This window comes from Thainema salinarum CENA647, from assembly GCF_057732415.1.
Window position 1 is genome coordinate 1,565,548 of sequence record NZ_JBYJZJ010000022.1, and the last position, 25,694, is coordinate 1,591,241.

Annotated in this window: 21 protein-coding genes and 1 tRNA gene; 16 read left to right on the forward strand and 6 right to left on the reverse strand. The window is 51.2% G+C overall.

Going from position 1 to position 25,694, the window contains the following annotated elements:
• Positions 1 to 114: 114 nt before the first annotated feature.
• Together AC286M_RS13710 and AC286M_RS13715 are read right to left on the reverse strand one after the other, a co-directional pair.
• Positions 115 to 579, reverse strand: a complete 465-nt coding sequence (locus AC286M_RS13710) for a Mini-ribonuclease 3 (RefSeq protein WP_488204922.1) — start codon at positions 577 to 579, stop codon at positions 115 to 117.
• A 278-nt stretch (positions 580 to 857) separates the two neighbouring features.
• Positions 858 to 1,196: an STAS domain-containing protein gene (locus tag AC286M_RS13715; RefSeq protein ID WP_488204923.1), complete on the reverse strand. Its 339-nt coding sequence runs from the start codon at positions 1,194 to 1,196 to the stop codon at positions 858 to 860.
• A gap of 380 nt (positions 1,197 to 1,576) precedes the next feature.
• Here AC286M_RS13715 and AC286M_RS13720 point away from each other — a divergent pair, with 380 nt between their 5' ends.
• Together AC286M_RS13720 and AC286M_RS13725 are read left to right on the forward strand one after the other, a co-directional pair.
• Positions 1,577 to 2,689 (forward strand): Npun_R2821/Npun_R2822 family protein, encoded by a 1,113-nt coding sequence (locus AC286M_RS13720; protein WP_488204924.1) that lies wholly within the window; start codon positions 1,577 to 1,579, stop codon positions 2,687 to 2,689.
• 81 nt (positions 2,690 to 2,770) lie between these two features.
• Positions 2,771 to 3,709 carry a polysaccharide pyruvyl transferase family protein gene (locus AC286M_RS13725; protein WP_488204925.1) on the forward strand — a complete coding sequence of 313 codons (939 nt, stop codon included), beginning with the start codon at positions 2,771 to 2,773 and terminating at the stop codon, positions 3,707 to 3,709.
• 270 nt (positions 3,710 to 3,979) lie between these two features.
• Here the strand turns inward: AC286M_RS13725 and AC286M_RS13730 are convergent, their stop codons facing one another.
• Entirely contained in the window at positions 3,980 to 4,711 is a 732-nt protein-coding gene (locus AC286M_RS13730) for a hypothetical protein (RefSeq protein WP_488204926.1), read from the reverse strand.
• 383 nt (positions 4,712 to 5,094) lie between these two features.
• Between AC286M_RS13730 and AC286M_RS13735 the strand changes: the two genes are divergently transcribed.
• The 6 genes from AC286M_RS13735 (at position 5,095) to AC286M_RS13760 (ending at position 13,289) form a co-directional block, all read left to right on the forward strand.
• On the forward strand, positions 5,095 to 7,239 hold the full coding sequence (locus tag AC286M_RS13735) for a hypothetical protein (RefSeq protein ID WP_488204927.1): 2,145 nt from the start codon (positions 5,095 to 5,097) through the stop codon (positions 7,237 to 7,239).
• A gap of 44 nt (positions 7,240 to 7,283) precedes the next feature.
• Positions 7,284 to 8,567 carry a murein hydrolase activator EnvC family protein gene (locus AC286M_RS13740; RefSeq protein ID WP_488204928.1) on the forward strand — a complete coding sequence of 428 codons (1,284 nt, stop codon included), beginning with the start codon at positions 7,284 to 7,286 and terminating at the stop codon, positions 8,565 to 8,567.
• 54 nt (positions 8,568 to 8,621) lie between these two features.
• Positions 8,622 to 8,694 (forward strand) — tRNA-Arg (locus AC286M_RS13745).
• A 155-nt stretch (positions 8,695 to 8,849) separates the two neighbouring features.
• The gene (locus tag AC286M_RS13750; RefSeq protein WP_488204929.1) at positions 8,850 to 9,464 is read left to right on the forward strand and encodes a chorismate lyase; all 615 of its coding nucleotides are present in this window, start codon (positions 8,850 to 8,852) and stop codon (positions 9,462 to 9,464) included.
• Between the two features lie 797 nt (positions 9,465 to 10,261).
• Positions 10,262 to 12,502, forward strand: a complete 2,241-nt coding sequence (locus tag AC286M_RS13755) for a PAS domain S-box protein (protein ID WP_488204930.1) — start codon at positions 10,262 to 10,264, stop codon at positions 12,500 to 12,502.
• 34 nt (positions 12,503 to 12,536) lie between these two features.
• Complete coding sequence (locus tag AC286M_RS13760) at positions 12,537 to 13,289, forward strand: MinD/ParA family ATP-binding protein (RefSeq protein WP_488204931.1); 753 nt, start codon at positions 12,537 to 12,539, stop codon at positions 13,287 to 13,289.
• Positions 13,290 to 13,367: 78 nt separating this feature from the next.
• On the opposite strand, the gene thrB is transcribed toward AC286M_RS13760, so the two are convergent.
• Both thrB and thrS read right to left on the reverse strand, forming a co-directional pair.
• Positions 13,368 to 14,288: a homoserine kinase gene (gene thrB / locus AC286M_RS13765; protein ID WP_488208835.1), complete on the reverse strand. Its 921-nt coding sequence runs from the start codon at positions 14,286 to 14,288 to the stop codon at positions 13,368 to 13,370.
• Positions 14,289 to 14,358: 70 nt separating this feature from the next.
• Complete coding sequence (gene thrS / locus AC286M_RS13770) at positions 14,359 to 16,179, reverse strand: threonine--tRNA ligase (protein ID WP_488204932.1); 1,821 nt, start codon at positions 16,177 to 16,179, stop codon at positions 14,359 to 14,361.
• 393 nt (positions 16,180 to 16,572) lie between these two features.
• Between thrS and AC286M_RS13775 the strand changes: the two genes are divergently transcribed.
• A complete protein-coding gene (locus AC286M_RS13775; RefSeq protein WP_488204933.1) occupies positions 16,573 to 16,806 on the forward strand; it encodes a DUF4327 family protein in 234 nt (77 codons plus the stop codon).
• Between the two features lie 68 nt (positions 16,807 to 16,874).
• Here AC286M_RS13775 and ggt read toward each other — a convergent pair whose 3' ends face one another.
• The gene (gene ggt, locus AC286M_RS13780) at positions 16,875 to 18,431 is read right to left on the reverse strand and encodes a gamma-glutamyltransferase (protein ID WP_488204934.1); all 1,557 of its coding nucleotides are present in this window, start codon (positions 18,429 to 18,431) and stop codon (positions 16,875 to 16,877) included.
• 515 nt (positions 18,432 to 18,946) lie between these two features.
• Here ggt and AC286M_RS13785 point away from each other — a divergent pair.
• From AC286M_RS13785 to AC286M_RS13815, 7 genes are all read left to right on the forward strand, one after another.
• Positions 18,947 to 19,855 carry a DUF4382 domain-containing protein gene (locus AC286M_RS13785; RefSeq protein ID WP_488204935.1) on the forward strand — a complete coding sequence of 303 codons (909 nt, stop codon included), beginning with the start codon at positions 18,947 to 18,949 and terminating at the stop codon, positions 19,853 to 19,855.
• A 481-nt stretch (positions 19,856 to 20,336) separates the two neighbouring features.
• Positions 20,337 to 20,810, forward strand: coding sequence for a peptidase associated/transthyretin-like domain-containing protein (locus tag AC286M_RS13790; RefSeq protein WP_488204936.1), 474 nt, complete (start codon positions 20,337 to 20,339; stop codon positions 20,808 to 20,810).
• A complete protein-coding gene (gene cbiM / locus AC286M_RS13795) occupies positions 20,811 to 21,452 on the forward strand; it encodes a cobalt transporter CbiM (RefSeq protein WP_488204937.1) in 642 nt (213 codons plus the stop codon). It begins immediately after the preceding gene.
• 5 nt (positions 21,453 to 21,457) lie between these two features.
• On the forward strand, positions 21,458 to 22,219 hold the full coding sequence (cbiQ, locus tag AC286M_RS13800; RefSeq protein WP_488204938.1) for a cobalt ECF transporter T component CbiQ: 762 nt from the start codon (positions 21,458 to 21,460) through the stop codon (positions 22,217 to 22,219).
• 145 nt (positions 22,220 to 22,364) lie between these two features.
• Entirely contained in the window at positions 22,365 to 23,138 is a 774-nt protein-coding gene (locus AC286M_RS13805; RefSeq protein ID WP_488204939.1) for an energy-coupling factor ABC transporter ATP-binding protein, read from the forward strand.
• 154 nt (positions 23,139 to 23,292) lie between these two features.
• Positions 23,293 to 24,150, forward strand: coding sequence for a DNA adenine methylase (locus tag AC286M_RS13810; RefSeq protein ID WP_488204940.1), 858 nt, complete (start codon positions 23,293 to 23,295; stop codon positions 24,148 to 24,150).
• Positions 24,151 to 24,512: 362 nt separating this feature from the next.
• Positions 24,513 to 25,679: a CobW family GTP-binding protein gene (locus tag AC286M_RS13815; protein ID WP_488204941.1), complete on the forward strand. Its 1,167-nt coding sequence runs from the start codon at positions 24,513 to 24,515 to the stop codon at positions 25,677 to 25,679.
• Positions 25,680 to 25,694 lie beyond the last annotated feature (15 nt).

The window sequence follows — 25,694 nt, forward strand, 5'->3', positions numbered from 1 at the left end:
TGACTGACGAACCATTAATCCTGGTATCCGTTACCGATTCGCACACCCATTCAGCCAACCATCAACAATGAATCTCCCTCAATGCTCACTGCGAACTTAGATAACAGAATGATCCTAGCGATCTCCTTCTGTCCTATCCAATTCCCGCAAATACGCAAAGATCAGATTCATGAGTTGTTCCAGACGATCTAAATCTGTGAGATATAAATATCCAATCAGTGTTTCGAGCGCAGTAGCCTGCTGATAAGCCTCTGGATTAGTGCGGTTAGGCCGTTTAGGAGCGGCATTACGTCCTCGCCGGACAATGTCCAATTCGCGATCGCACAAATGGGGTAAAAGCTGCTGCAAATATTCGGCTTGGCGGTCGGCGTTGACCTGTTCAACTACCTGCTGATGATAGGCACGGATGCGGCGACGAGGAAACAGATGATGAGTCCGCATATAAAGCTCGTACACGGCATCACCCACATAGGCTAACGCAACGGGTGAAAGCTGCCGGATCTCACCTGCCGACAAACTCAGGGGGGGGAAGCGCGAGGGCAACATGGCATCAGCCACTACCTGGGAAGTGTTTGACACAGAGGGCTGATTCGTAGTGGTTTCGTTCGCAGGGGGTTGATTGCGATCGCACGTGGCCAAATTCACCTCCTTGCGAAGTTCAGCTCAATTGACCAAATAAAAAAGAGCGTAGCTACAGGAAAGATTCCCTAAACGCCCTTTCATATCTTGACTATAAATCGACTGTAAATTGACTGATAGGCCGTCTAAACGGATGGGTTTAGCCCATTCTTGGCCCATTGAAGTATCAGAAACTACAACCTATCGCCTGAGGCTCGTCGCCTGAGACTATAGGCATTCTAGGTATCTTTCAGATTTTCAAGCGCTTGGTCAACGGAAGGCTGTAGGGACAAGAACTTTTCAAGCCGAACCAGCTTGACGGTCTGCGTCACCCTTGGATTGGTGACTAGCTGCACACTGCCTTCTTTCGTTTGGGCTTTCTTAACCAGCTGAACCAGTGCTCCCAACCCAGAACTATCCACAAAGTCAATTTGAGACAAGTCTAAGATGATGTTGCTTGGCCCTTCATCTACGTACTTGCCGAGAGCTTTGCGGAAATTGGGCTCCGAGAATGCATCCAGCAACCCTGTGAGGCGAAAAATTTGGCAATTATCCCTAACATCGCGTGTGCCTCTCAAACTAACAGTTAGGGTTAACGTTTCAGGAATAGTTGCCTCCTCGTCCTTCGTCCAAGATCTTCAACGTTCGGGGAATAAGTATAGGTCAGGTTAAGACTAAATCGCAAGTCAATTGTGGAATAACCTGCTGCGGGATGAAAGATGCCCTTATATTCGGCTACGGATCTCACTGGGGTTGACTCACCCATCTGGTATCAAATCCAACCATTATTCTATCCTCGAATCATTTTGCCTGACTTTGCTCCCCTACAACCATACACTGCCCGGATTGACGTAATCTTTAACAATCGCTGTTCTGCCCTGATTATCCGCTCTTAACGTCCGTTTCCTATGATGAGCGAATAAAAAATACGTCGATGGGGATAGGGCAACAAAAAATCATGGCGGATTGGGGAATTTATACACTGGCAAATGATCTGGTGTACGACCAGTTAGTGGCGCTGCTGAACAGTATTGAGATTCATATAGGGAATTCGATCCCGGTCTACATTATTCCGTTTGACTCGCAAATAGAGCGGGTGCAGCAGGAGGTGAAAGTGCGATCGCAGGTCTCCTTGTTTGACAACTGGGATGCGATCGGGCGCTGGCAGCAGTTTGCCACTCAGGTTTGGTCGGCCTATCCCAAGGCGCAGCGCAAGAAGCTGGCTCCTCCTGGCTGGTATCGCTGTCACCTAGAACGTAAGTTTGCCGCGTTTGATGGGCCGTTTGAGCGATTTATTTTCATCGATGCTGACAGCTTGGTGATGAAACCGCTGGATGGCGTGATTCAAAAGCTGGATCAGTATGATTTTGTGTTTGACGATTGGGAACACCAGAAAACGGGTGATCAAACGGCGCTGGATCTAGACAAAATTGAGCAGGCCGGAGCCTATCGAGCCGCTGATGTGCAGCCCAAGCTGCACTGTTCCAGCTTCTTCGCCGCTAAGCGCCGGACGTTTACGGCGCAGGATCTCGCCGATTGGCAGGATCGGCTGGTTATCGATCAGGAAGTGAGCTGGATTCGAGAGTGGTGGGATGATGCCCAGTTATTTAACTATTTAACGCTGCGCTCTGAGCGCCCCATGTTTAACTACACCCAAAGTCTCGATCCCGCCGAGCGGACGGGCAACTGCGCGGGGGTCGATCCGTTTGTGGTTCAGGATCACGTCCTTTACAACCAGGATGGCCTGAAACCGATCCATCGGCTGCACTACATGAGCTACAGCTCGCGGTTGTTTACCCGCCTCTGCCAGGGTGAGGCAGTGAATCTTCCCCATCGCGACCTGTTTTTGCACTACCGCTACTGGCATCAGCCGGAACAGTATCCGCTCAGTCTCCGATACCCCAGTTGGTTGGAACGGGCAAACCGCCGGATCAGTCACGGTCTGCACCGCATCAGTTGCCGGACGCGCTATATGTGGGAGCAGCAGGTTGCTTCTTGGTTCTTGCCGATGGGGCTAATTGAGGAGCAAGGGCGAGGAGGCAAGAGAGCAGAGGGAGCAAGTGTTTCCTAGTTAGGGAAAGATAGAATAGCCTAGGATGAGGCGAATCATGGATTTCCATCGGCTTGATTGGCGAAGGGCGAAGCAATTGCTATGAAGCTGTTCTACTACCAATTTCCAGCGCAGCGCTATCCCAAAGGATTGAGCAACTTTGGCGATGATCTTAATCCCTGGCTCTGGCAGCGGCTCATTCCGGAGTATTTGAATGACGACCCCCGCCAAGTGTTTGTCGGTATTGGTACGTTACTGAATCGGGGACTCTCCAAACGCTTTGCTAGCACTCCGCATCTGATCGTGTTTAGCTCTGGCCTGGGTTATGGCGGCGGTTTGCCAACGGTGACACCTGCTTGGCGAGTCTACTGCGTACGCGGCCCGCTCACAGCGCAGGCATTGGGCTTACCCGATCGCAAAATTGCTACAGACGGTGGAGTGCTGGTGCGACAGGTGTTTCAACCCGCCCGACGGAAGCGGTTTCGCTACAGCTTTATGCCCCATGTGGAACATGCCGATCTGGGCGGACGGGTTTGGAATAAAATTTGCGATCGCATTGGCTTTCACTACATTGACCCCCGCTGGCCCGTAGAAACGGTATTAACCGCAATTGGCGAAACCGAGGTTTTACTCACCGAAGCGATGCACGGTGCGATCGCAGCTGATGCCTTTGGGATTCCCTGGATTCCCATTCGCACCAGCAGCCGAGTTTTAACCTTCAAGTGGGAAGACTGGTGCGGTTCGCTGGGCCTGACCTATGAGCCGCAGACGATTCTGCCGCTGTGGGATCTGTACCGCTTTGCGCCAGGAGTGCGCTCGTCGTTGCGCTACTGCACCGATTGGTTCAAACAAGATCGACTCCGATCTGCGCGATCGCTACTAGCCGATCCGGCTAAATCTGTGTCTACCCAACTGGTGAGAATTGCCAAATCAGTACGACCGACATTAAGCGATCGCAAACAGCTTAACTACAGAATTGAACAGCTTGAGGAACACCTACATCAGTTCCGCACCGATGTCCAAGTTGGCCGCTTTGATTGAATAGACTCCCTTTTGCAATTTATTTGGCAGGGGCGGGGCTAGTCCTAAATTAGGGTTACTCAATCCATCCTGATCCGCGAAACCTGCCCCTACAGCAGCGCTGCATTCTGGCGCGCGTGTTTCAAACTGCCAAATCACCCAATTTTTTTATCGAAATGTCCTGATGGAATGACCATAACTGAGTAAACGGTAGTGGTAGATGCACCCTGATTAATCCCTGGCCTTCGGGTCGGGGATTTTTTTTTGGAAGAGGTGAGGAGTAATCAGTCCTCAGCATTTTACTTTCCTTGCCCAACCGATCCAAGCTCCTGCCAGCAGCAGAAATGAGATCGCACTGGACTCTGGCACGGCTACAGGAGACGCAAAGGTGGCGCTGAATTCGGTGTAGTACAGGGCAGTTGTGCCTTCAAAGCCGGAGTCGGTGCCAAAGTATAACCAAGCGCTGCCGCTGTCATCGGTTTTGAATCGAAACGGATTGGCTTGATTATCACGGCGAATCAGTGAGTAGTCCCAGCTATCATCCCCAATGGGTTTCGCCAAGTCACCCAGCAGCACGGCATCGCGGCCAACCTGACTCTGATTGCCCTTGTCGATATTGAGCCGCAGAAAGTCTTCGTCTGGATCAACCAAATTCGGCAGCGGTTCAATTTGAGTCGCCCCGGCTTTGAGATAGACGCTGGTGGCGGGACTGCCGCCAATGCCGAAGCTGTCGGCTGGTGCATTACTGGCCAGTTCCAGATCAAACGTAACGTGGTAGCGCGTGTTGGGTGCTAACCCCGTCACGAACTGGCGAAAGTACATAAACAGGTCATCGCTGCGGTTGTCGCCCGTGATGAATAGAGCTTGATCGCCGCCCAGGTTGAACGGTCGCGATCGCACATCGGCACCTAACCGATAAAACGCTTCTTGACCGGGAGGATAGTCAGCAAAATCGGCTTGCCAACTGAAAGCATCAGCGGTCGAAAAATCCCAGCTAAACGTTTGAAACGCTTGATTGTTCATATTCTTCCATTATTTTTCCGTTGCGAAAACGTGGATTCTCACCCTAGATGGTTGGTTCAGACGTTTTTGTGGCGCGGCTTCGCCGCGCCGCGAAAACGTCTGTGTCCTAACCGAGTCCTAACAGAGCTGATATATGTAACACTTTGCGAGGGCAGACTGGCAGTTCTGAGCAGGGTGCGATACGCTTTCGCCATTGTCTGGTTCCGGGTGATGTTTTACCCGGTTTTTACCGAAAAATTCTATAAACTAACGCGACAAAATAGTACGACGAGTTTGACCAAACGAATTGCGATCGCAACGTCAAGCTTTTACGCTACAATCGCTGCCCAAGACGACGCTAAATTGTCTCGTTCGCCTTCATGCTACTGGATAGTTTGGAATCCATGAACACATCAGTTTGTCAACGTCCCTTCGCCCAACTTGAAACTAGCCTGCGGCAGGTTTTACAGGCACAAGCCGTTGACTTTGAAGATCTCGAACTGCGCTGTGCAGTCCGTCGCCAAGTGCTGATGATTTTGGCTCAGCATCCAGCTTATGCCGTGGCCGATCCGGAGCAACTGCTGGATGACCTGGCAGCAGCGGCGACCCATTTGCCGCTCAGCCTGATTCATACCTGCATCACAGCGACAGGTGCCCTGGATGACGCGGAGGAATCTAATCAGGCTGCGTCATCGTCGCCAAGATCGCCCTTCATGGATGGTGTGCCAACGCTGAGTGGCGAAATCGAGGACTTTTACCCACCTTACGCACCGTCCGCATCGCAATCTGACTCCCAATCCAATGCGCCAACCCAGTCATCTCAGTCCTCAGAACCGGAATCGGGTGCGATTCCGCTCCAGTTTTTTCTCCGAACAACAGATCAAGCGCGGCCCTATCAAACCCGGCGCTACTGGCTGATTCCATCTACCGAATCAACATCTGATCCTCAATCAGAAGAACCGGATCTGGAGCGCATTTTTGAGGAAGCCGAGTTTCGCCTCGAACGGGTCGATCCTGTAACGGCTAACTCCGCCACGCCCGACCAGACAGCAGGTCATACCGATGACGCTAATCAGGCTGATAATGCTGGCGATCCTGAATCAGCCAATCAGAGTTTTGCGATCGCACCATATGCCAATCCTCAGCAAAACGGACTCGCAGAGGCATCCTCAGATGCTCTCAGCCCGGAGATGGCGGCGTCAGAGTCAGCGACCGATGCCAGTCCCCCAACTGCCAGTCAGCCAGCCTGGTTGGCAAAGCTTGAAAGCTGGCCGATTGGCATTCTAGCGAGCGGCGTTGTGGGCGTACTGGCCTTTACAGGCGCGTTCTATGCCCTGACTCGACCCTGCGTGATTGGCGGCTGTTCAACACTGACGGATGCGGAAGCGTTGAGCCAAGCGGCTCTGGGTGAGCTGACCGAAGATCCAACGGCGCAAACAGTGCAGCTCGTGCATTCCGATATTCAAAAGGCGGATCGGCTGCTGGAGTCGATTCCCTTCTGGTCACGCTATCACAGCCAAGCCGAGGATTTGCGGGCTTCGTATCAAACTCAAGCTCAAGAACTTGACCAAATCATGTCGGCCCAGCGGTTTGCCACGTTAGCGGCGGAGCAAAGCCAAAATCCGCCCCATCCCGTTAGCCAGTGGCAGGATATTCGCAATCTGTGGAGTCGTGCGATCGCAGAATTGGATGCCATTCCGGCCAATAGCGACCTCAGTGTATTCATTGCTCGCAAGCGAGGTGAATATCAAACGAACCTCAGCGCCATCGATCAGCGCATTGCCGCCGATCAGCAGGCCGAAAATCACTTCAACCTAGCCGTTTCTGCTGCCGAAGCAGCTCAACTGAGCGAAAGCACTGCCGATTCACTCTCCGATCGCAAAGCCCTTGTGAACAGTTGGCAGCAGGTAATCAATCACCTCAACCGGATTCCTCAAGGCACCCTCGTTCACAGCGAAGCCCAGCAGCTTCTGCAAACCTACGAGCAAAAGCTGGCTGATGCTAAAGTTCGCTACACCCAGGAACAACTGAGTGTTGATGCCTATGAACGAGCCAATCGCTATGCTGACTCGGCTCGCAGCTATGAGCAGCAGAATCAATGGACAATGGCGGTTACAACCTGGCGACAGGCGCTCAGCAACATTCGCCAAGTGCCGGAGTCTACTGCCAACTATGAAGCAGCGCAGCCTCTGATCGGCAGCTATCGCACAGCACTAGAAAAGGCTGAAGGACAACTGCGCTCAGCCGTCTCTCGCCAAAAAGTCGCTCAAGATTTACAGAAAGCCTGCGCTGGATCGCCGACCATCTGCACCTACACGATTTCGCCCGATTTGATTGAGGTTCGCCTGACTGCCGCATACGATCGCACCATTCAAGACAGCATGGTCAACGCTGCTCTAAAAGGGGACGCCGCGAAGCAGGCTCAAATTCGGCAGCACGTGGACAGCCTGTTACGAACGTTGACCGTCATTGGGCAGAATGCAGGCATGTCTCTCCAGCTCTACGATGCACGGGGCGCGTCTTTGGGGCGCTATACGCCCGGTCTGTAGTAGACAGTCCAAGTGATTTTCTTTGTTCCTGAAAGTGCGTGCTTATGGATCGGTTGGGTTTTCAGCAATATTTGGGGCTAACGCTTGGTCTGGCTAATTTCCGTGCAAAGTGGCGACGTTGGCTACAGGCGATTCTGCTAGGTGGGTTGACCTTTGGGCTAATTATGAGTGGGATGGGTAATGGATCGGTGGTGCGATCGCAACCTGCTTCTACCATTGCTCTAACAACCTCTCACTTGATTGCCACCTCTGTTGACGACCTGCGCCAGAAACAGCAGCAAATTGACAATGAACACCAGCGAGTCCAGTCTGAGCGGGAACGGCTGAAAAACCTGGAAGAATCCGCAGAAGATCGGCTCGAAGGGCTTCAGCAAACGATTCAGAGCACGACGGTTCAAATTAAAGACAATGAGTATCGGCTAGAACTGGCTACCCAGCGACTGAAGCATTTGCAGGCTGATTTGTTGGTAGCCGAGGAAACCTACGATCAAATGCAGCGATCGACCGTGGCGCGGCTGCAGTTTCTCCAGCGTCAGCAAGGAGTCAAAGGTTGGGCCGTTTTGCTGCAAAGTCAAAATCTGAATGAGTTTTTAGATAAGCGCCGCCAGTTGAAGCTGGTCTACGAAGCCGATCAGCACATGCTGGGCAAGCTGGATGAAACCGCCAAGCAGTTGGAGCAGCAGCGGCTTGAGGTAGAAGTTCAAAAAAATGAAATCGCTCTCATTGTGCAGCAGCTTGAGCTGGAAAAGCAGCAGTACGAAGCCCAAGCTCAAACCCAAACGACGCTCGTCGATCGCCTCAGAGTGGATCGACAAGCGCTAGAAGCAGCAGAAGCCAAACTTGCCAAAGACTCGGAGGGGGTTGCTGACCTGATTCGTCAGAAACTTGCCGAACAAGAAGCGGCCCGTCTCGCTGCCGATCGCAACCGCATTATCACCAGCGGCTCAGGACAATTCAGCTACCCCGTCAGCGCCAGCATCACCAGCAGCTTTGGCACCCGTATACATCCTATTTTGGGCTATCGTCGATTCCACGCAGGCGTTGATTTTGGCGCATCCCACGGCAGCACGATTCGCGCCGCTGACTCAGGTACGGTCATCTTCTCTGGCTGGTACGGAGGCTATGGCCGTTCAGTGATTATCAGCCACGGTGGCGGACTGACCACACTCTATGCTCACGCTAGTGCAACCTACGTAAAAGAAGGTGCTAGCGTCCAAAAGGGAGAACCGATCGCCGCCGTTGGCTCTACTGGGCTTTCCACTGGGCCTCATTTGCACTTTGAAGTTCGTAAAAATGGCGAACCAGTCAATCCAATGAGCTATTTGTAATCTTTGATTTTGATGCAATCTATGAGGAAGTGCTACAATCAAATGGCCGCATAAGGGCGCGTGGCTCAGTGGATAGAGCATCAGATTCCGGTTCTGAGGGTCGCAGGTTCGAATCCTGCCGCGCTCGTTGAGCAAGATCCTAATTGATTAAGGCAAAAGCTGCGCTGAGCGCAGCTTTTGCCTTAATCAATTAGACTAATGATTGAATTTTTCAGACAAACGACCAACCCACTCCCGTCTGTCTTATCATGACAGTATGAAGATTACATTTTGTAAAGTATTTTGACCTCGGCATTTCAATCCACTCATGATGCCATGCTGCCAACGGCATGGCATGCACTAGAGCCAATTTGGGAAGGCGGTGAAACAGTCGTTCGGCGAGGACTGCCTCACGATCAGCTAGCTCCAGCTTGGCAAATCCTGCTGCTGGGCGATGGTTCACCCACGCGACATCTACAGCTTTTGACGAGTGAACGCACTGAAGTTGATGTAATTGACATGTCTTTAATTGGCATGTCGCCGGATGGTGCGCCTGATTTGATTGCGCGAGTTCCTGGCCCTCGACTGCGCCGCCAAGTCTGGTTGCGTACGGCATCCGGTCAGCGGCTCGCATATGCAACCTCTTGGTGGGAAGCTAGCCATGTGGATGAATACTTACAAAATCGGTCACTACCGATTTGGGCCAGCCTATCCCGGTTGCGAACTGAACTCTATCGGGATATTCAAGGCATTCACTACGGGCACTCAGCGGCGTTGACAGAAGCTTTTCAGGAAGATGGCCCATTCTGGGGGCGACACTACCTGTTTTGGCATAATGGCCAGCCACTGACTTTGATTTATGAGGTTTTCTCTCCTTATTTATCCAAATATCTCGGGCCAATGGGTGCGACCTCTTGAGGAACGGTAGTGTTGTGCTTGCCAATGTCTTGAAATAAAGGGCATTTGGGGGCATATTAAGCATAATTGCCTGTTCGAACACTCTGCTTTTGATCATCTTCAAGGGTAGTGAATTGGAGTTGTGTGAGTAATGCTTAGATAACTCAGAATTGCTACTTCAAAAAATTCATCTATCGCAGTAGCCGCATTTATTAGAACGTTGGGAAACTCTGGAAACGTTCAAGCGTTTCAACGTTGGATTCTGTAACTGTCTCGACCGAAATGGCGACGGCTACGAATCTTGCATCGATCTCTAGGAGGGTTACTTTGTCACAATGTGGCGGCAAAGTAATCCTTAGGGATGCCAATTTTATAAGGCGCAAGAGATACGAACCTGCTCTTTCATTCGACTTAACCTCGTTTTGTCCAAACCGAATCGCGAACATTATTACGCCAACTTCTACTGAAATAGATGGTCGCTTTACTGCAAATTTGGGTTGCAATTGAGCCTAGTTGTGATGAGCGATGGACGTTACCAGTTATCCATAAATCACTGGTGCATCTGTAGCTTTGATACCAGAACTTTTGCACAAAAGCTCTGATACAAGAGTTTCTTGGCCTGACTATCGTACTTGTGCAAACATTTGTGATCCTTGTGACCCTGTAAGGGTACATTCAGTCGAGGCATTTTGGCGCAGACATAAGATTTAAGTGGTCAATCCATTTCACTCAACGGCAGGTCGAACAACAGCAACGAGTAAGTAGGCTTATGACAAGAAAGAGTTTAAATATTTCTCTCTCGGCGCGAATTTCTTGTCTTGGAAAGCCATTGCCGTCAATCGGCTCGCTCGCAATCGGATGTCGTTCGTGACTGCATTCTGCATTATTTGGGCGAACAGGGGAGTAGTTCAAAATCGCCTTCTAGAGATGAATTGCTGCGGCAGGTTTGCCAATTGCAGCATCAGCTGCAAACTCTCCAGCAAGAGCGCGATCAGCTGCTGCAACAGCTAAATCTTGAGCCAAAATCGTCATCGGTTGCAACCGATGATCAGAATGCTCAACCCGTGGAGATGCGATCGCACTCCTCGCAACTCCAACCCCGTACACCACAAACTAACGCACAGCAGCAGGATCGCCTCCTGGATGCCTTACCCACTCCCGTTTTAATCTCGCGCATTGAAACGGGAGATATCCTCTATGCCAATTCTGCCTTGGGGAAAACCATTGGGCTGACCTGTGCCGACTTACTCAACCGCAAGTCACTGGATTTTTACAGTAATCCTGCCGATCGAATGCAAATTTTGGAACTGCTGAGTCAGCAAGGCTATGTTCAGGGTTATGAGCTACAGGTGCAAAAAGCCAATGATGAACTGGCCTGGCTGGACTTATACATTCAGCCACTGGAGCTCAATGGTGAACCAGTTTTGCTAAGTGTGGTTTTGGATATCACTGAAAAAAAGCAGGTAGAGCAATCGCTTTATCAGCAAGAGGAGCATAACCGAGCGGTGCTAGAGGCTATTCCTGACCTGCTGGTTCGAGTGCGGCGGGATGGCACTTGTCTGAATGTTATTCATCCCCAGTCCAATCAAGCGGGTCGTTTCCTACCGCTAGAGTCTTATTTAAGTGAAGTCCTGCCGCCCAGTTTGCTCCAGCAGCAGATGAACTACATTCACTATGCGTTGACGAGTCGTCAAATGCAGATCTATGAGCATCAGCTAGACAAGTATGGCCAGCGGGTGTTTGAGGAGGTGCGCGTTGTCCCAGTCACCGAAGACGAAGCGCTGCTGATGGTGCGGGACATCACTGAGCAAAAACAGGCCGAAGAAGAACGCGATCGCTTTTTTGATCTGTCAATCGATATGTTTTGTATCGCGGGTTTTGATGGCTATTTTCAGCGGCTGAATCCAGCCTGGGAAAAAACGTTGGGCTACCCTCGCGCGGAGCTCTTGGCGAATCCCTATCTCTCGTTTGTGCATCCAGACGACATTGCTAAAACCATCGGAGAAGCCCAGCGGATCGCAGAGGGAGCCAACACGCTTGAGTTTGAAAACCGCTATCGCTGCAAGGACGGCAGCTACCGCTGGCTGCTCTGGAACTCAATTCCGCTCATCGATCAGGGAGTTATCTACTGCGTGGTGCATGACATTACAGAGCGTAAGTTAGTTGAAGAAAATCTGCGCCATAGTGAAGCCACCAAGCAAGCCATGATTGCCGCCGTGCCGGATCTGATGATGCGGGTGCATCAAGACGGTACGTATCTAGATATTTATGGCCAACGTAATTTTCCCATTCATGCCCCTGAGAACCTACAGGTTGGTGGACACATCTACGACGCATTACCGCTAGATCTGGCCCAGCGCTGTCTAAAACTCATCCAAAGAGCTATTCAAACCCAAGTCATCCAGCAGTACGATCAAACTATCGCGGTGAATGGTGAACTGCGCTATGAAGAAGTGCGGATCGTAGCGCTAAATGAAGATGAAGCTCTGGTAACCGTGCGAGATATGACCTCGCGTCGTCAGGCAGAAATTGCCCTCAAGCAGGCCGAGCGCAGCTATCGCAGCATTTTCGAAAACGCATTTAGCGGTATTTTTCAATCGACTGCTGATGGCCGCTACCTACGAGTCAACCGGGCAATGGCGAGTTTGCATGGCTATGAATCGCCCCAGCAAATGCTGGCGGAGGTTCAATCCATTGCCCAGCAAATCTACGTCGATCCAGCCATTCGGCAGCAGTTCACCCAGCAACTTGAAGCACAAGGTGAAGTTTTGGGGTTTCAGTACCAAGCCTATCGACGGGATGGTATTAAGATTTGGTTGGAAGAAAACGCCAGAGCTGTGTGCGATATCAACGGGAATTTACTGTATTACGAAGGTAGTGTGGTCGATATTACCCAGCGGAAGCAAGACGAGGAAGCCTTAAAACAACAATTGCAGAAGTTGCAGGTTGAGGTGGATTTGCAAAAGCGCGATCGCGATGTGGCCGATATCGTCAACACTGACTTTTTTCAAGCCCTACAGTCTGAAATTGAAGAGCTGCGCAGAGACGACGCCCCTTAGTTTGACCGTATGCGATGTTGAGTTCGAGTAAGTAATGCCGAAGATTATTGCTGTCCACTCTTATCGAGGAGGAACTGGAAAATCCAATCTCGTTGCTAATTTAGCAACACTTCTAGCTGCCCAACGATTTCGAGTCGCGGTGATTGATACCGATTTACAGTCACCGGGTGTGCATAACATTTTTGACCTAGATGAAGATCGGGTTCAGCAAACGCTGAATGACTACTTGTGGCAGCGATGTGAGATTGAAGCCACCGCTTATGATGTGAGCCATACTGCAGGAGTGGAAAATCGAGGTCAAATTTGGTTAGTTCCAGCCAGTATCAATCCCAATGAAATTGCCCGGATTTTGAGTGAAGGCTACAGGGCCAGCCACCTCAACAGCGGGATGAATCGGCTGATTCGCCAGTTTGATTTGGACTATTTACTGATTGATACCCATCCCGGTTTGAGTAAGGAAACGTTTTTGTCGATTGCCGTGTCACATTTACTGCTGCTGCTGCTGCGTCCGGATCGGCAAGATTTTCAAGGTACGGCGGTGACGGTCAATGTGGCGCGTCAACTACAGGTACCCAAGATGCAGCTGGTGGTAAATAAAGTGCTGCCTAATATCGATCGCGATGATCTGGTCACTCAGCTTGAGCAAACCTACGATACGCCTGTGGCGGGCATTCTGCCTGCAGCTCAGGAAATGATGCAGCTTGGCAGCGAGGGCGTTTTTTGTCAGCACTATCCGGCTCACCCGTGGACAGAAGCGATGAGCGCCTTGGTCAGGGGAATTACTTAAGTGATGACAGTGATGACAGTGATGACGCGAAATGGACTGGCCAGCCAGTCCATTTCGCGTCATCACCTCAAATATTTATTAAAGGCCAGCCTTAACCATAGCGCCTTGGCTATCGAGTTGAAGTACTTTCACTTGTGGCTGCACATCTGCTTTTTGCCACGCTTGCGTCATGGCTGCCGCGACATCGGGGGCGGTTGCAGGAGATGAGATCGCAAGTAGGGTTGGCCCAGCACCGCTGATCACAAGACCATAAGCACCCGCTGCTAGAGCTGCTTTCCGCACAGGCTTGTAACCATGAATCAGCGTTTCCCGATAGGGCTGATGAATGCGGTCGTGCAGCGCGGCTTGCAGCCAATCGCCGTTGCCGCTGGCTAAAGCTCGAATCAGCAAGCCCAAGTGGGCGGCGTTAAAAATGGCGTCGACGCGAGCATATTCAGTGGGTAGTACCAAGCGCGCTTCGGCAGTAGACAGCTCAAAGTTGGGAATGCCTAAAACGGGCACAAAGTCCGCGTGCCAGGGAATATCGCATGTTACCGAAGCATCTTCCTCGGCATTGGTGGCGGTTAATCGACAGCCGCCGAGCAGAGCCGGAACCACATTGTCGGGATGGCCTTCAATTGCGATCGCAAGTTCAGCGACCTCTACTTGGCTCAGGGGCGATCCGGCCATTTGATTGGCACCGAGCAGCCCACCAACGATGGCGGTGGCGGAACTGCCCAAGCCCCGCGCCAGGGGCACGTCCATTTCAATGTGCAGCGAGATGGGCGGCGGTGGCTGATTAATGTGGTGATAGAGCTTCAGAAACGCCTGATACACCAAGTTGCTCTCATCTGTCGTTACCCGCTCGGCATCGGCCCCCGCGACGTGAATCGACAGGAAGCTGCCGCGCCCAGGGGAAAAGCGAAACCGATTATAGAGCGTTAATGCTGCACCAATGCAGTCAAACCCTGCGCCTAAGTTTGCGGTGGTGGCGGGGACAGTTACCGTAATGCTAGAAATGGTCGTTCTCCTTCATCAAAACCGAATTTTTTCTGATAGGGCGGTAAAGCCGCCTATCAGAAAGACTGTTCTAGAAATCGCGGCGATCTGCGATCGCAGTTGCCAGTTGATCAATCGCTTCATCAACGGGCATCGCACCCAGTTCACCGGATGCCCGTGTCCGCATACTGAGGGTTTGAGCTTCCAGTTCCTTATCGCCGACGATGGCCATCACCGGAATCTTGCCCTTTTCGGCGTTGCGGATCATCTTACCTAAGCGATCGCTGCTCAGGTCGGCTTCAGCCCGGACGCCTTTCGCCAGCAACTTTTGCACCACTTCCTTGGCATAGGGGACATGATCTTCAGTCACCGGCAGAATCCGGAACTGGGTGGGAGCCAGCCACAGCGGAAAGTCACCCGCATACTCTTCAATTAGGATGCCGACCAATCGCTCCAGTGAGCCAAAGGGCGCACGGTGGATCATGACGGGTCGCTGACGGGAACCGTCTTCAGCCACGTATTCCAGGTCAAACCGCTCCGGCAGGTTGTAGTCCACCTGCACCGTCCCCAACTGCCACTCCCGATCCAGGGCATCGCGGAAGATGAAGTCCAGCTTCGGCCCATAGAATGCGGCTTCACCCACAGCTTCAAAATGATCCATGCCCAGAGTTTGCACCGCGCGGCGGATCGCATTTTGGGAAGTTTCCCAAACTTTGTCAGAGCCGATGTACTTGTCCGAATCCGGATCGCGAAAGCTGAGCCGCGCCTGGAAGTTCTCCAATCGCAAATCGCGGAAGACCGACAGAATCAGGTCAACCACTTTGATGAACTCATCATCCAGCTGTTCCGGCGTGACAAACAGGTGCGAGTCATCCACGGTAAAGCCGCGCACCCGCGTCAGACCGCCCAGTTCACCCGACTGCTCGTAGCGATAAACCGTACCGAACTCAGCCAGTCGCATGGGCAATTCCCGATAGGAACGCAACTCACTCTTATAGATTTGAATATGGAACGGACAGTTCATGGGCTTCATGACAAAGCCATGCTCTGCCGCCCGCTCTGCATCATCCTCAGCCATCAGCGGAAACATATCTTCCCGATAGTTCTGCCAATGTCCGGAAATCTTGAACAAATCGACGCGGGCAATGTGGGGCGTGACCACAGGCAAATAGCCCCGCTTGGTCTGCTCCTCGCGCAGGAAATTCTCTAGGGTTGAACGCAGAATGGTACCTTTAGGCGTCCAGAGCGGTAAACCTGGCCCCACATCATCGGAAAAGATAAACAGACCCAACTCGCGGCCTAGCCGACGGTGATCCCGCTTCTTCGCTTCTTCCCGTCGCCGCTTGTACTCTGCCAGTTGCTCTGGGGTTTCCCAAGCCGTACCGTAGATCCGCTGGAGCTGCGCCTTGGTTTCATCACCGCGCCAGTAGGCACCCGCTACGCTTTCCAGATCAAAGGCTTTGGGATGCAGGTCGCCAGTCGTCGCTACGTGTGGCCCCGCACAGAGATCCCACCAGTCTTCGCCCAAGTGATAGAGGGTGATCGGCTCCTTTAAATCTTCCAGAATTTCAAGCTTGTAGGGTTCGCCGAGCGCTTCAATCCGCTGCTTGGCCTCTGCACGACTGACCTCTTCTCGCACAACGGGCAGATTCTTGTTGATGATCTTGATCATCTCTTTCTTGATCGCCTTCAGATCCTTTTCGGTAAAGGGTTCTGGGCTATCGAAATCATAATAAAAGCCGTATTCGATCCAAGGGCCAATCGTTACCTGAGCCTTGGGGAATAGCTTTTGCACCGCCATCGCCATCACGTGCGACATCGTATGGCGGATGCGCTTCAGATCTTCAGACTCACTAGTACGAGGAAGATGAATCTTTTCGGGCTGTTCAACCACGGCAGAGGAACCAGACATTGTTCAAAACACTAAATGAGCAATCTATCTATCTTATCGACTGGTGGCGAAAGACGACTAGCCTTAGCCCGATAACACCTGTTCGGATTCAACTAATTTTGCACAAAGATTACCGTATCTCTATCTATAGTCAAAAGTTTTGTAACGATTCGGCCTGCTCCATACCGACTGAACCAAGAAGCCGATAGGATGCTGGGTGGAGAAATTGGCTAGTGTAGTGGCATGAACAGGATTGCGATACCTAAGATGTAGTCGTAATGCAATGCATGTGCTACATTAGTCAAGGATATATACTCTCTGGTGCCAACCAAGCTTCGTATGCGGGCGCTAGATTCCATTCCTTAAAAGAGTTGACAGAGTATAAAAAGTATTTCAAAAGCGAATAGAGGTTTTATGAGCCAACAGGTTATGCACCCGATGGTGAAATTTCAGCGACAAGTGCGATCGCTTGTCCGTTCCGGAGCAGTGAAATCAGAGGATCGTCTCTGGAAAATCGCGCTGCTGTTCGGTGACGAATGGGCCCATTGGAAGGCTGAGCTAGAAGAGTTTGACTTTACTATGCAGGATACGATTGGCGATTTGCTAGCCGTTGAAAGCTGGGAAGAAGACGAAGAGCTGGTTAGCTAAGTTAAATCAAAAACTCAAAATTGCCGCTGGGCTGTCGCATCGCGGCAGCCCAGCGGCAATTTTAATGATCAGCATTGTGCGATCGCACCGCCGCGTCGTTCATCACCAATGCCGTGAAATGCGCCATCGGTTGTACGGGTAACCGCATGGACGCCGCCAAAAAACATGCTGCGCTGGCTCCAGTGAATGATTTCTTGGTTGGCAAACTGGGTTCGCTCTAAGCTCGGCTCAACCTGGAGCGGCGGTTCGAGATGAAACTTACCCCTTTCCCAATGTACGCGGGGAGCATAGACGGATTCTTCAATCGGCAGTTGGAAATCGACCAGATTAGAAATTACCTGCAAAATCGCGGTTCGAATTCGATTGGAGCCGCCAGAACCTAGAACCGCTTCTGGACGACCGTTCTTCAGCAGGATGGACGGAGCCATCATCGACGAGATCCGCTGATTCGGTTGCCACTGATGAAAGCCGTTGGGATTGAGGTCTTCTTCGCCCAGCATGTTGTTCATCATGATCCCCGTACCGGGGATGACATAGGACGAGCCTTCGCCATTGGAAGTCGTGATACTGGCTGCATTGCCCGCCTCATCCATGACGCTGATGTGGGTGGTGCTGCCCCACTTGTTGCAGGCTGTTTCCATTTGGGGTAGGTATTCTGCTAGGTGAGCATCCGCCAAAAATCGCTGAGCAACATCCGGTTCATACAAGCGGGCATCGTAGCCATCGCGTCGCGCCAAGTTCGTCAACCGCATCACCTGGGCCAGTTTGACGAGGTGATCCGGACTGCCAAATTGGTCGGGCGAAAGATCCGTGTGTCCTAACAGCTTCAGTGCAAAAGCGATCAGCGCACCGCCAGAACTGGGAGGTGGATTGGTCAGTAAAGTGCGATCGCGATAGGCAACCTGCAAAACTGGACGCTCAATCACCCGATACTGGCTCAGGTCATCACGGGTTAGATATCCACCCTGTTCGTGGCAATCGCGGGCAATCTGCTTGGCAATATCACCGTGATAAAACGCCTCAAAGCCTTCTTCGACAAGAAATTCCAGCGTATTAGCAAAATCAGGCAGCCGCAGCGTATCTCCGGTAGCTAGTAGGTTACCGTTGGGCGCGTAAATTGCGCGCGCATGAGGAGTAGCTTGCAGGATGGGGTGCAAAATTTGAATGCAAAAGGCGCAAAACTTGTCAACCAGAATGCCGTGTTTAGCATAGCGAATGGCAGGCTCAGCAATCACGGCCAGCGGTAGCGTTCCCAGTTGGCGATGAACCTCCCCGAGTCCGGCCAACACTCCCGGCACAGCCATTGATCCCAGGCCGATGTGAAACTCTTGGGTCGTATCGCCAAAGTCAGCCTCAATGGGATAGAAATCAATTTCTGAAGCCGATCGTTTATGGCGCGGTGTTTGGCTGAAAAAGTCAAAGAGCTTACTGTCTCCACTGGCCGTATGCGCCAGCAGAAAACCGCCACCCGCGACGGATGTCAGGGTTGATTCCGTGACGCAAGCCGCTAACGCCGCTGCGATCGCAGCATCAAAGGCGTTGCCACCCTGTTGCAGCATTTCAATGCCAGCTTCGGCAGTTAGCGGATGTCCCGCTGCGATCGCACCACGAGTCACACGAGTCATCAACCTAAATCTTGCTCCAAAATTTTTGTATTGTATAGCACTCTGTGCAGGTAAGAACCATCAGCAAGCGTTGTCCCATGCTGGTTTCACTCAGTGTTCTTGATTTTGGATATTACTTTAGGCTGATTTTTTATATTCACAATTATCGTAGCAAATTGACATCTAAAAATTGAGATGAATGGATTGGCTACTTGCTTGGCCATAAAATTGAAACGGGTTCAATAAATAATTGGCTTTATTTAATTAAGTTCACGCTATGTCGTTTAGTTAGTTAAACATTAAGAGAATCACAAGAAGCTGCAACATAATGATTGCAATGATTAATTTTTGAAGCTTTGGGTATCCCCTCCCCCCGCATTTACCAGCCTAAAATCTAGTGATAGCGTTATCAAGATAGTGATGGAATTCCCGCAAGATTGGGAAGCACTGATAGTTTCTTGTCTGCTTTTTACTTGGGTTTTCACCGCAGCCATCTCAAAAAGCAGTTACGTTGTCTTTAATATTTAGGATGAATTATGACTAGACTAAATGCTTTAGTGCTAGTAGGAGTAGTTAGCCTAGCGCCGGGTCTCTTGCTGGGTTGTGCAAGCCAAACATCAGAAGGAGACGGTGCAGAAGACACCACAGCTGCCGATGTGTCTAGTGCAGCAGATCCGTCAGAGAGTGCGACAGAGGCTGGCGAAACGAGCGGCACGGGTACACTACTGGTGCGGGCTAATGGCGAAGACTTTGTGCGCCAGGGATTCACGACCAAGGACGGATGGGAAATTAGCTTTGATAATGTCTACGTCAATTTGGCTGATGTGAAAGCGTATCAAACCGATCCCCCCTACGATCCGAGTATGGGAGCAGAATTGAAGGCACAAGAAACAGTGGATGTGGCTGCTGCGCAAACTGTTGATTTGGCCGCAGGTGATGAGAACGCCGATCCAATCTTAGTGGCTGAACTGCCCAATGTACCTACAGGTCGCTACAACGCCATTTCTTGGCAAATGAGTCCGGCAACCGACGGGCCAGCCGCAGGTTATACGTTGGTAATGGACGGGACAGCTCAAAAAGATGGGCAAACCGTTGACTTCGTCATTAACTCGGCACAGACGATGGCCTATACCTGCGGGGAATATGTCGGCGACCAGCGCAAGGGCATTCTGTCGGATGGGGAACAAGCTGATTTGGAGGCAACGTTCCACTTCGACCATATTTTCGGTGATGGTGAGGCACCCAGCGATGATCCGATTAATACCGGAGCATTGGGATTTGAGCCATTGGCAGCACTGGCCGAGAATGGGCAGCTAGAAACTGATTTGGAGCAACTTCAGTCTTCCCTCTCTGCCGAAGAGTACGCAACGCTGGAAGAAGCGATGCAGGGCTTGGCTCACGTGGGTGAAGGGCACTGTGAGCAAACGTCAGCTCCAACGACTTAAACGCTATAGTTAGACGCCACAGGAGGAAACACGAACTGAAGCCTGAATTAAAGGCGCTGGATTAGGTGCACTGGATAAGGTGCGATCGCACCTTGTCACAGCCCTATTAGCTCTACCTGATAAGTCTCTATGCCTATTATTGAGATCTAAGATTAATCAGACTCTAATTCTACTGATTTAATTTATGCCTCTAAAGCAATCTCAAAGGATAGAGAAGATCACGCCCAAAAGCATTTAATCTAGATGTTCAGTTCGTGTTCATCAATCTCTCGCAGATTGCACATAAACGGTCTACTTCTTTTCACCTATTTTATCTAGATAGATGGCTGCAAGTATTCAGTCTATGTGCTCAATCTAAACCTCTAACTCACCTCTTTGTCACACTTAAAATTACAGCCTAGAACTATTTAGACCTGTAATTTGCTTCTTAATTCACCCATCCAACGTTCACGTGTTACAGAACATCAGACCATCAAAATACATGGCTTCAGCATTTTGGTCATCCGGATTGCCAACTGCATTACTGCTAACATTTGGCTGGCAGGCCGCTAGTCAAGCCCACGGTGTCGTCATCGATTACACTCCCGTTTCGGCAGTTCAGCTCACTGCCACCTATGACAACGGTGACCCGATGGCAGAAGCGCAGGTCAATGTCTATGCACCTGAGAATCCCGCTGAAGCGTGGTTGACGGGACAAACCGACGAGCGAGGCCAGTTCATCTTCACGCCCGACGCAGCCCAAGCTGGTAACTGGGAAGTACAGGTGCGTCAGGCGGGACATGGTGATATTGTCAATATTCCGGTCAACACAGAAGCCGATGGCTCTGTTCAGGTTACCGATGCGATCGCAAAACGCACCAGCAATGGCTACAGCACTCCGCAGATTGTGCTGATGGGAGCTGCTGGTATTTGGGGATTTGTGGGTACGGCACTGTTCTTTTCGCGAGAGAAATAAATGCATTTGCCTGATGGATTTTTGCCTGCGCCAGTTGCGATCGCAGGTTATGCAGCAACCGGGTTCGTCACCTGGTATTCGCTGCGTAAAATCAAACAGTCCCCCAATCCCCAAGCCCAAGTGCCCAAGGCATCGCTCCTCACAGCCGCATTTTTCGTAGCCTCTTGGATTCATGTCCCCGTCCCCCCCACCAGCGTTCACCTAATTTTGAACGGTCTATTGGGTACGCTACTGGGCTATTTTGCCTTTCCAGCCATCCTGATTGGACTGTTCTTTCAGGCCATTATGTTTCAGCACGGCGGCCTCTCCACACTGGGCGTCAACGCGATCATGATGGGCGTACCAGCCCTTGTCGCCTACCACGTTTTTCAACTGCGCCACCTGTTCAAGCGCAGCAATCGCGTCTTATTAGCCACATTTGGCTTTTTGGCGGGAGCAATTGGGCTAGGTTTAGCCGCTCTTATCTTCTTTGCGCTACTCATGACAAACTTGCCCGCCGATCTCGATAGAGTAACGGAAGGCCAAGCTGTTTACGCTCTGACGCTGGCTCACATTCCGCTGATGGTCGTTGAAGGATTTTTTACCGCTTTACTCGTGCTGTTCTTTCATCAGGTGAAGCCCGAGTTACTGGAGGTCAAATAGAACCAATGAGACTGCGTTTAGACGACTATGCCCACCTCGATTCGCCGCTGCACCGTTGGGAACCGCGATATAAGCTAATTGGCTTAGCGGCTCTGATTATCGCTTTTTCGAGTGTCCAGAATCTGTGGCTATTGCCAGCCATGCTGATTGTGACGGGGTTTCTATATTGGCTGTCGCGTTTGCCGGGATCGTTTTTGATTGAGCGGCTGAAGCTACCGGGCTTTTTTCTGTTGGGCATCGCCATCATGCTGCCGTTCTTCGCAGGGGATACCGTCTTAGTTCAGCTTGGCCCGCTAGCTATTCGCGAAGAGGGGGTTCTGTCGCTGATTCTGATTGCCACGCGGTTTCTGTGCATTTTGACCATCGGTATTATTCTGTTTGGCACCGTGCCCTTTATCCGCAACATTCGCGCAATGCGATCGCTCGGTCTTCCCTCTCTTCTCGCCGATATGGTGCTGCTGTCCTACCGCTATATTTACGAAATTGGCGACTATCTTGGCACGATGCGGACAGCGATGAGATTACGGGGATTTCAGGCCCATCGCTTTAGTTTCCGCAATCTAAAAATGCTGGCTTCTCTAATCGGCAGCTTACTGATTCGCAGCTATGAACAGTCCGAACAAGTCTATAAAGCGATGACGCTGCGGGGCTACGGGCAACCGCAGATGGCGCGGGTTGAGCAGTCGGCCCAAACCCAGGATTGGATGGCGCTGGTGGGAATTTGTGCGATCGCAGTTGGCTTTATTAGTGCAGAGCTATTTCTTTAAGTAATTTTGGATTTTGGATTTTGGATTTAATACTTTAGATTTACGCTTTTATAACGAAATAACCCTGAATACTCTCTTAAGGTAGGCATTAAGCACTCAAATTTTCGCTACTACTAATTATTACGTCCTCTTGGATCTCCCTGCTATGCAATTTCAGGTTCAAACTTCGCCTCAGACCACGACACAAAGCGTGATGCAAATCAGCGGCTTGTGCTATTCCTATCCCGATTGTCCCAACGTTTTGCAGAACGTTAGTCTCTACATAAAAGCAGGCGAACGTGTGGGCATTGTCGGGCCAAATGGTGCGGGCAAAACAACGCTGTTTTTGTCCATGTGCGGCGTATTGGAACCGAGTAGCGGTGAGATTATGCTGTTTGATCGACCCGTGCGCCCCAACGAATTTCGGCCTGAACTGGGATTGGTGTTTCAAAATCCTGCCGATCAGCTTTTTTCGCTGTCGGTACGAGACGATATTGCCTTTGGCCCGATGAATATGGGACTGTCAGAACCGGACATTGAAGCGAGAGTTCATCGCGCTCTGACGCTAACGGGACTGCTTGAACTTGCGGATCGTCCACCGCATCACCTATCTGGTGGACAGCGCCGCATGGTGGCCATTGCCAGTGTCCTGGCCATGCAGCCGCAACTGGTAATCTACGACGAACCCAGCGCCAATCTGGATATTCGCGCCCGCCGCCGCCTGATTCAGTTTTTGCAAAATTCCGAAGAAACGCTGCTGGTTTCCTCTCACGATCTCGAACTGGTACGCGAGGTTTGCGATCGCATTATCGTCCTCGACGAAGGCCGCATCATCACCGAAGGCGAAACTGACGAGATTATGAGTAACGAAGAATTAATGGAAACTCACGGACTGGAAGTCCCCCACTCTCTCCGCTTCCACCGCGATCAGCATCATTAAATGGCGACTTCTCACACTGATCTCACACTGATCGGTTGCGGCTACATCCCCAAATGCAAACGGATGTGACAATGTTCGCAGCGATCAATACCGTTGTACTGTTGTCTGAAATAATGGATTAAATAGCGCGATCGCACCCTAAATCTCCACTATTTTGGCTCTCTCTACCTCTCCCACCCCAACGGTTTCTACAATTCCGCCCCAGCCCTTTCTGAAGTGGGCTGGCGGCAAAGGTCGCCTACTGCCGCAGTACGAAGCGTTTTTCCCGACGGACTACACCACATATCACGAGCCATTCTTGGGTGGGGGAGCCGTATTTTTTCATCTCCATCCACCCCAGGCCATTCTCAGCGACGTTAATCCCGCCTTGGTCAACGTCTACCGCTGCATCCGCGATCAGGTAGAGGCTGTGATTGAACGCCTCGCCGAGCATCAACAGCAGCATAGTAAAGAACACTATTATCAAGTGCGATCGCAACACAGCGGCTCCGATATCGACCAAGCCGCTCGTCTGCTTTACCTCAACAAAACCTGCTTCAACGGTTTGTATCGGGAAAATTCCAGAGGCGAATTTAACGTCCCTATCGGTCGCTACAAAAATCCCACCATCTGCAATCCGACCTTACTCCGTGCAGCTTCTCAGGCCCTGCAGCGAACTGAGATTCAGGAACAGTCATTTGAAGCAGTTTGCGATCGCGCCCAGTCCGCCACCGATTTTGTCTATTTTGATCCGCCTTATCACCCCATCAGCACCACCAGCCGCTTCACCTCCTACAGTCGCTACTCATTCCACGTTGAAGAACAAATTCGCCTGCGCGATGTCTTCGCCGAACTCGCCCAGCGCGGCGTCCAGGTCATGCTCTCCAACTCTGACTGCGACTTTATTCGCGATTTATATCAGGGCTTCGAAATCCACACCATCTGGGCCGCCCGCATGATCAACTCCAACGCCCGCCGCCGCGGCAAAATCCGCGAAGTCCTCGTCACCTCATACCCAATTGCCCCACCCTAATCGGTTACACATGCAGCACCCAAAAGTGAGACGAAGCGTGAGGCGTGCAGCGTGAGACGTAAGACCAATTCCATTTCCATCAGCCCCAGCACCCAGTACCTCGTATCCAGCACCCAGTACTTAGGAGTGTGAATTTAATAAGGTGGAAATCTTTGGGGTAGGGACACGGCAATGCCGTGTCCCTACAGATCGAAAGGTTTACAGGCTATTTAATCCACAATCCTTAGCACCTTGCATCCCGCCCTACAAGATCGCAAATTTCTTCGGAATTAATCAAGAGACTAGATCCAGAATCGCTAGAATAGAAATCACTAGTCCGCTCTGCTAGCGGCTCAATTGCAGACGTTTTTGACCATTGCCCTATGACATCAGCCGTTACTTCTCAGTCCACGCCTAACATGGATGAATCTAAGCGGGGTTTACCCGTTACTATCATCACTGGATTTCTCGGCAGCGGCAAAACAACCCTGCTGAATCATATTCTGACCAATCAAGAAGGCTTGAAAACCGCCGTTCTGGTCAACGAGTTTGGTGAAATCGGCATTGATAATGACCTGCTCATTAAAACCAACGATGACATGGTGGAACTGAGCAACGGCTGCATTTGCTGCACCATCAATAACGACCTGATGGAAGCGGTATACAAAATCTTAGAGCGGCAAGATCAAATTGATTATCTAGTAGTTGAAACGACGGGGATTGCCGATCCGCTGCCGATTGCGCTCACATTCTTAGGTACAGAGCTGCGCGATCTGACTCGACTCGATTCCATCGTCACTGTCGTTGATGCCGAAAACTTCAGCATTGACTTATTCAATAGTCAGGCCGCCCAAAACCAAATCGCTTACGGCGATATCCTGCTGCTGAATAAAGTTGATCTGGTAGACGAAGCCGATGCCGATCTGCTGGAAACTCGACTCCGCGACATGAAGCCCGATGCCCGGATCATTCGCACCTCTCAGTCACAAGTGCCCCTACCGCTGATTCTCAGCGTTGGCCTGTTCGAGTCAGACAAATACTTCGGCGCGGACTCAGCCGACGCGCATGATCACGAGCATCATGATCACGAGCACGGCCACGATCACGATCATTCAGCTCATGCTGACGATGCCCACGCGCATGATCATCACGACCATGATCACCATGATTGCGGCCACGATCATGATCACGAACATCACCATCACCACTCGAATCACCTAGAGCAGGACGGATTCACATCGGTGTCTTTCCAGACCGATAAGCCGCTAGCGATTCGGAAGTTCCAGCATTTTCTGGATAACCAGTTGCCGTCCACGGTATTCCGGGCCAAGGGGATTCTCTGGTTTGATGAAAGTCCTAAGCGTCATATCTTCCACCTCAGCGGCAAGCGCTTCTCCTTGGATGATGATGAATGGGGCGATCGCACTCCTAGCAATCAACTTGTCCTCATCGGTCAAAACCTCGATCATGACCAGCTAAAGCGGCAGTTAGAGGACTGTGTCTGCAAAGTATCCAGCGCTAATCGCGGTAAGGGATTTGTGCGCGCGTAAGTAGGTATAGGGTCA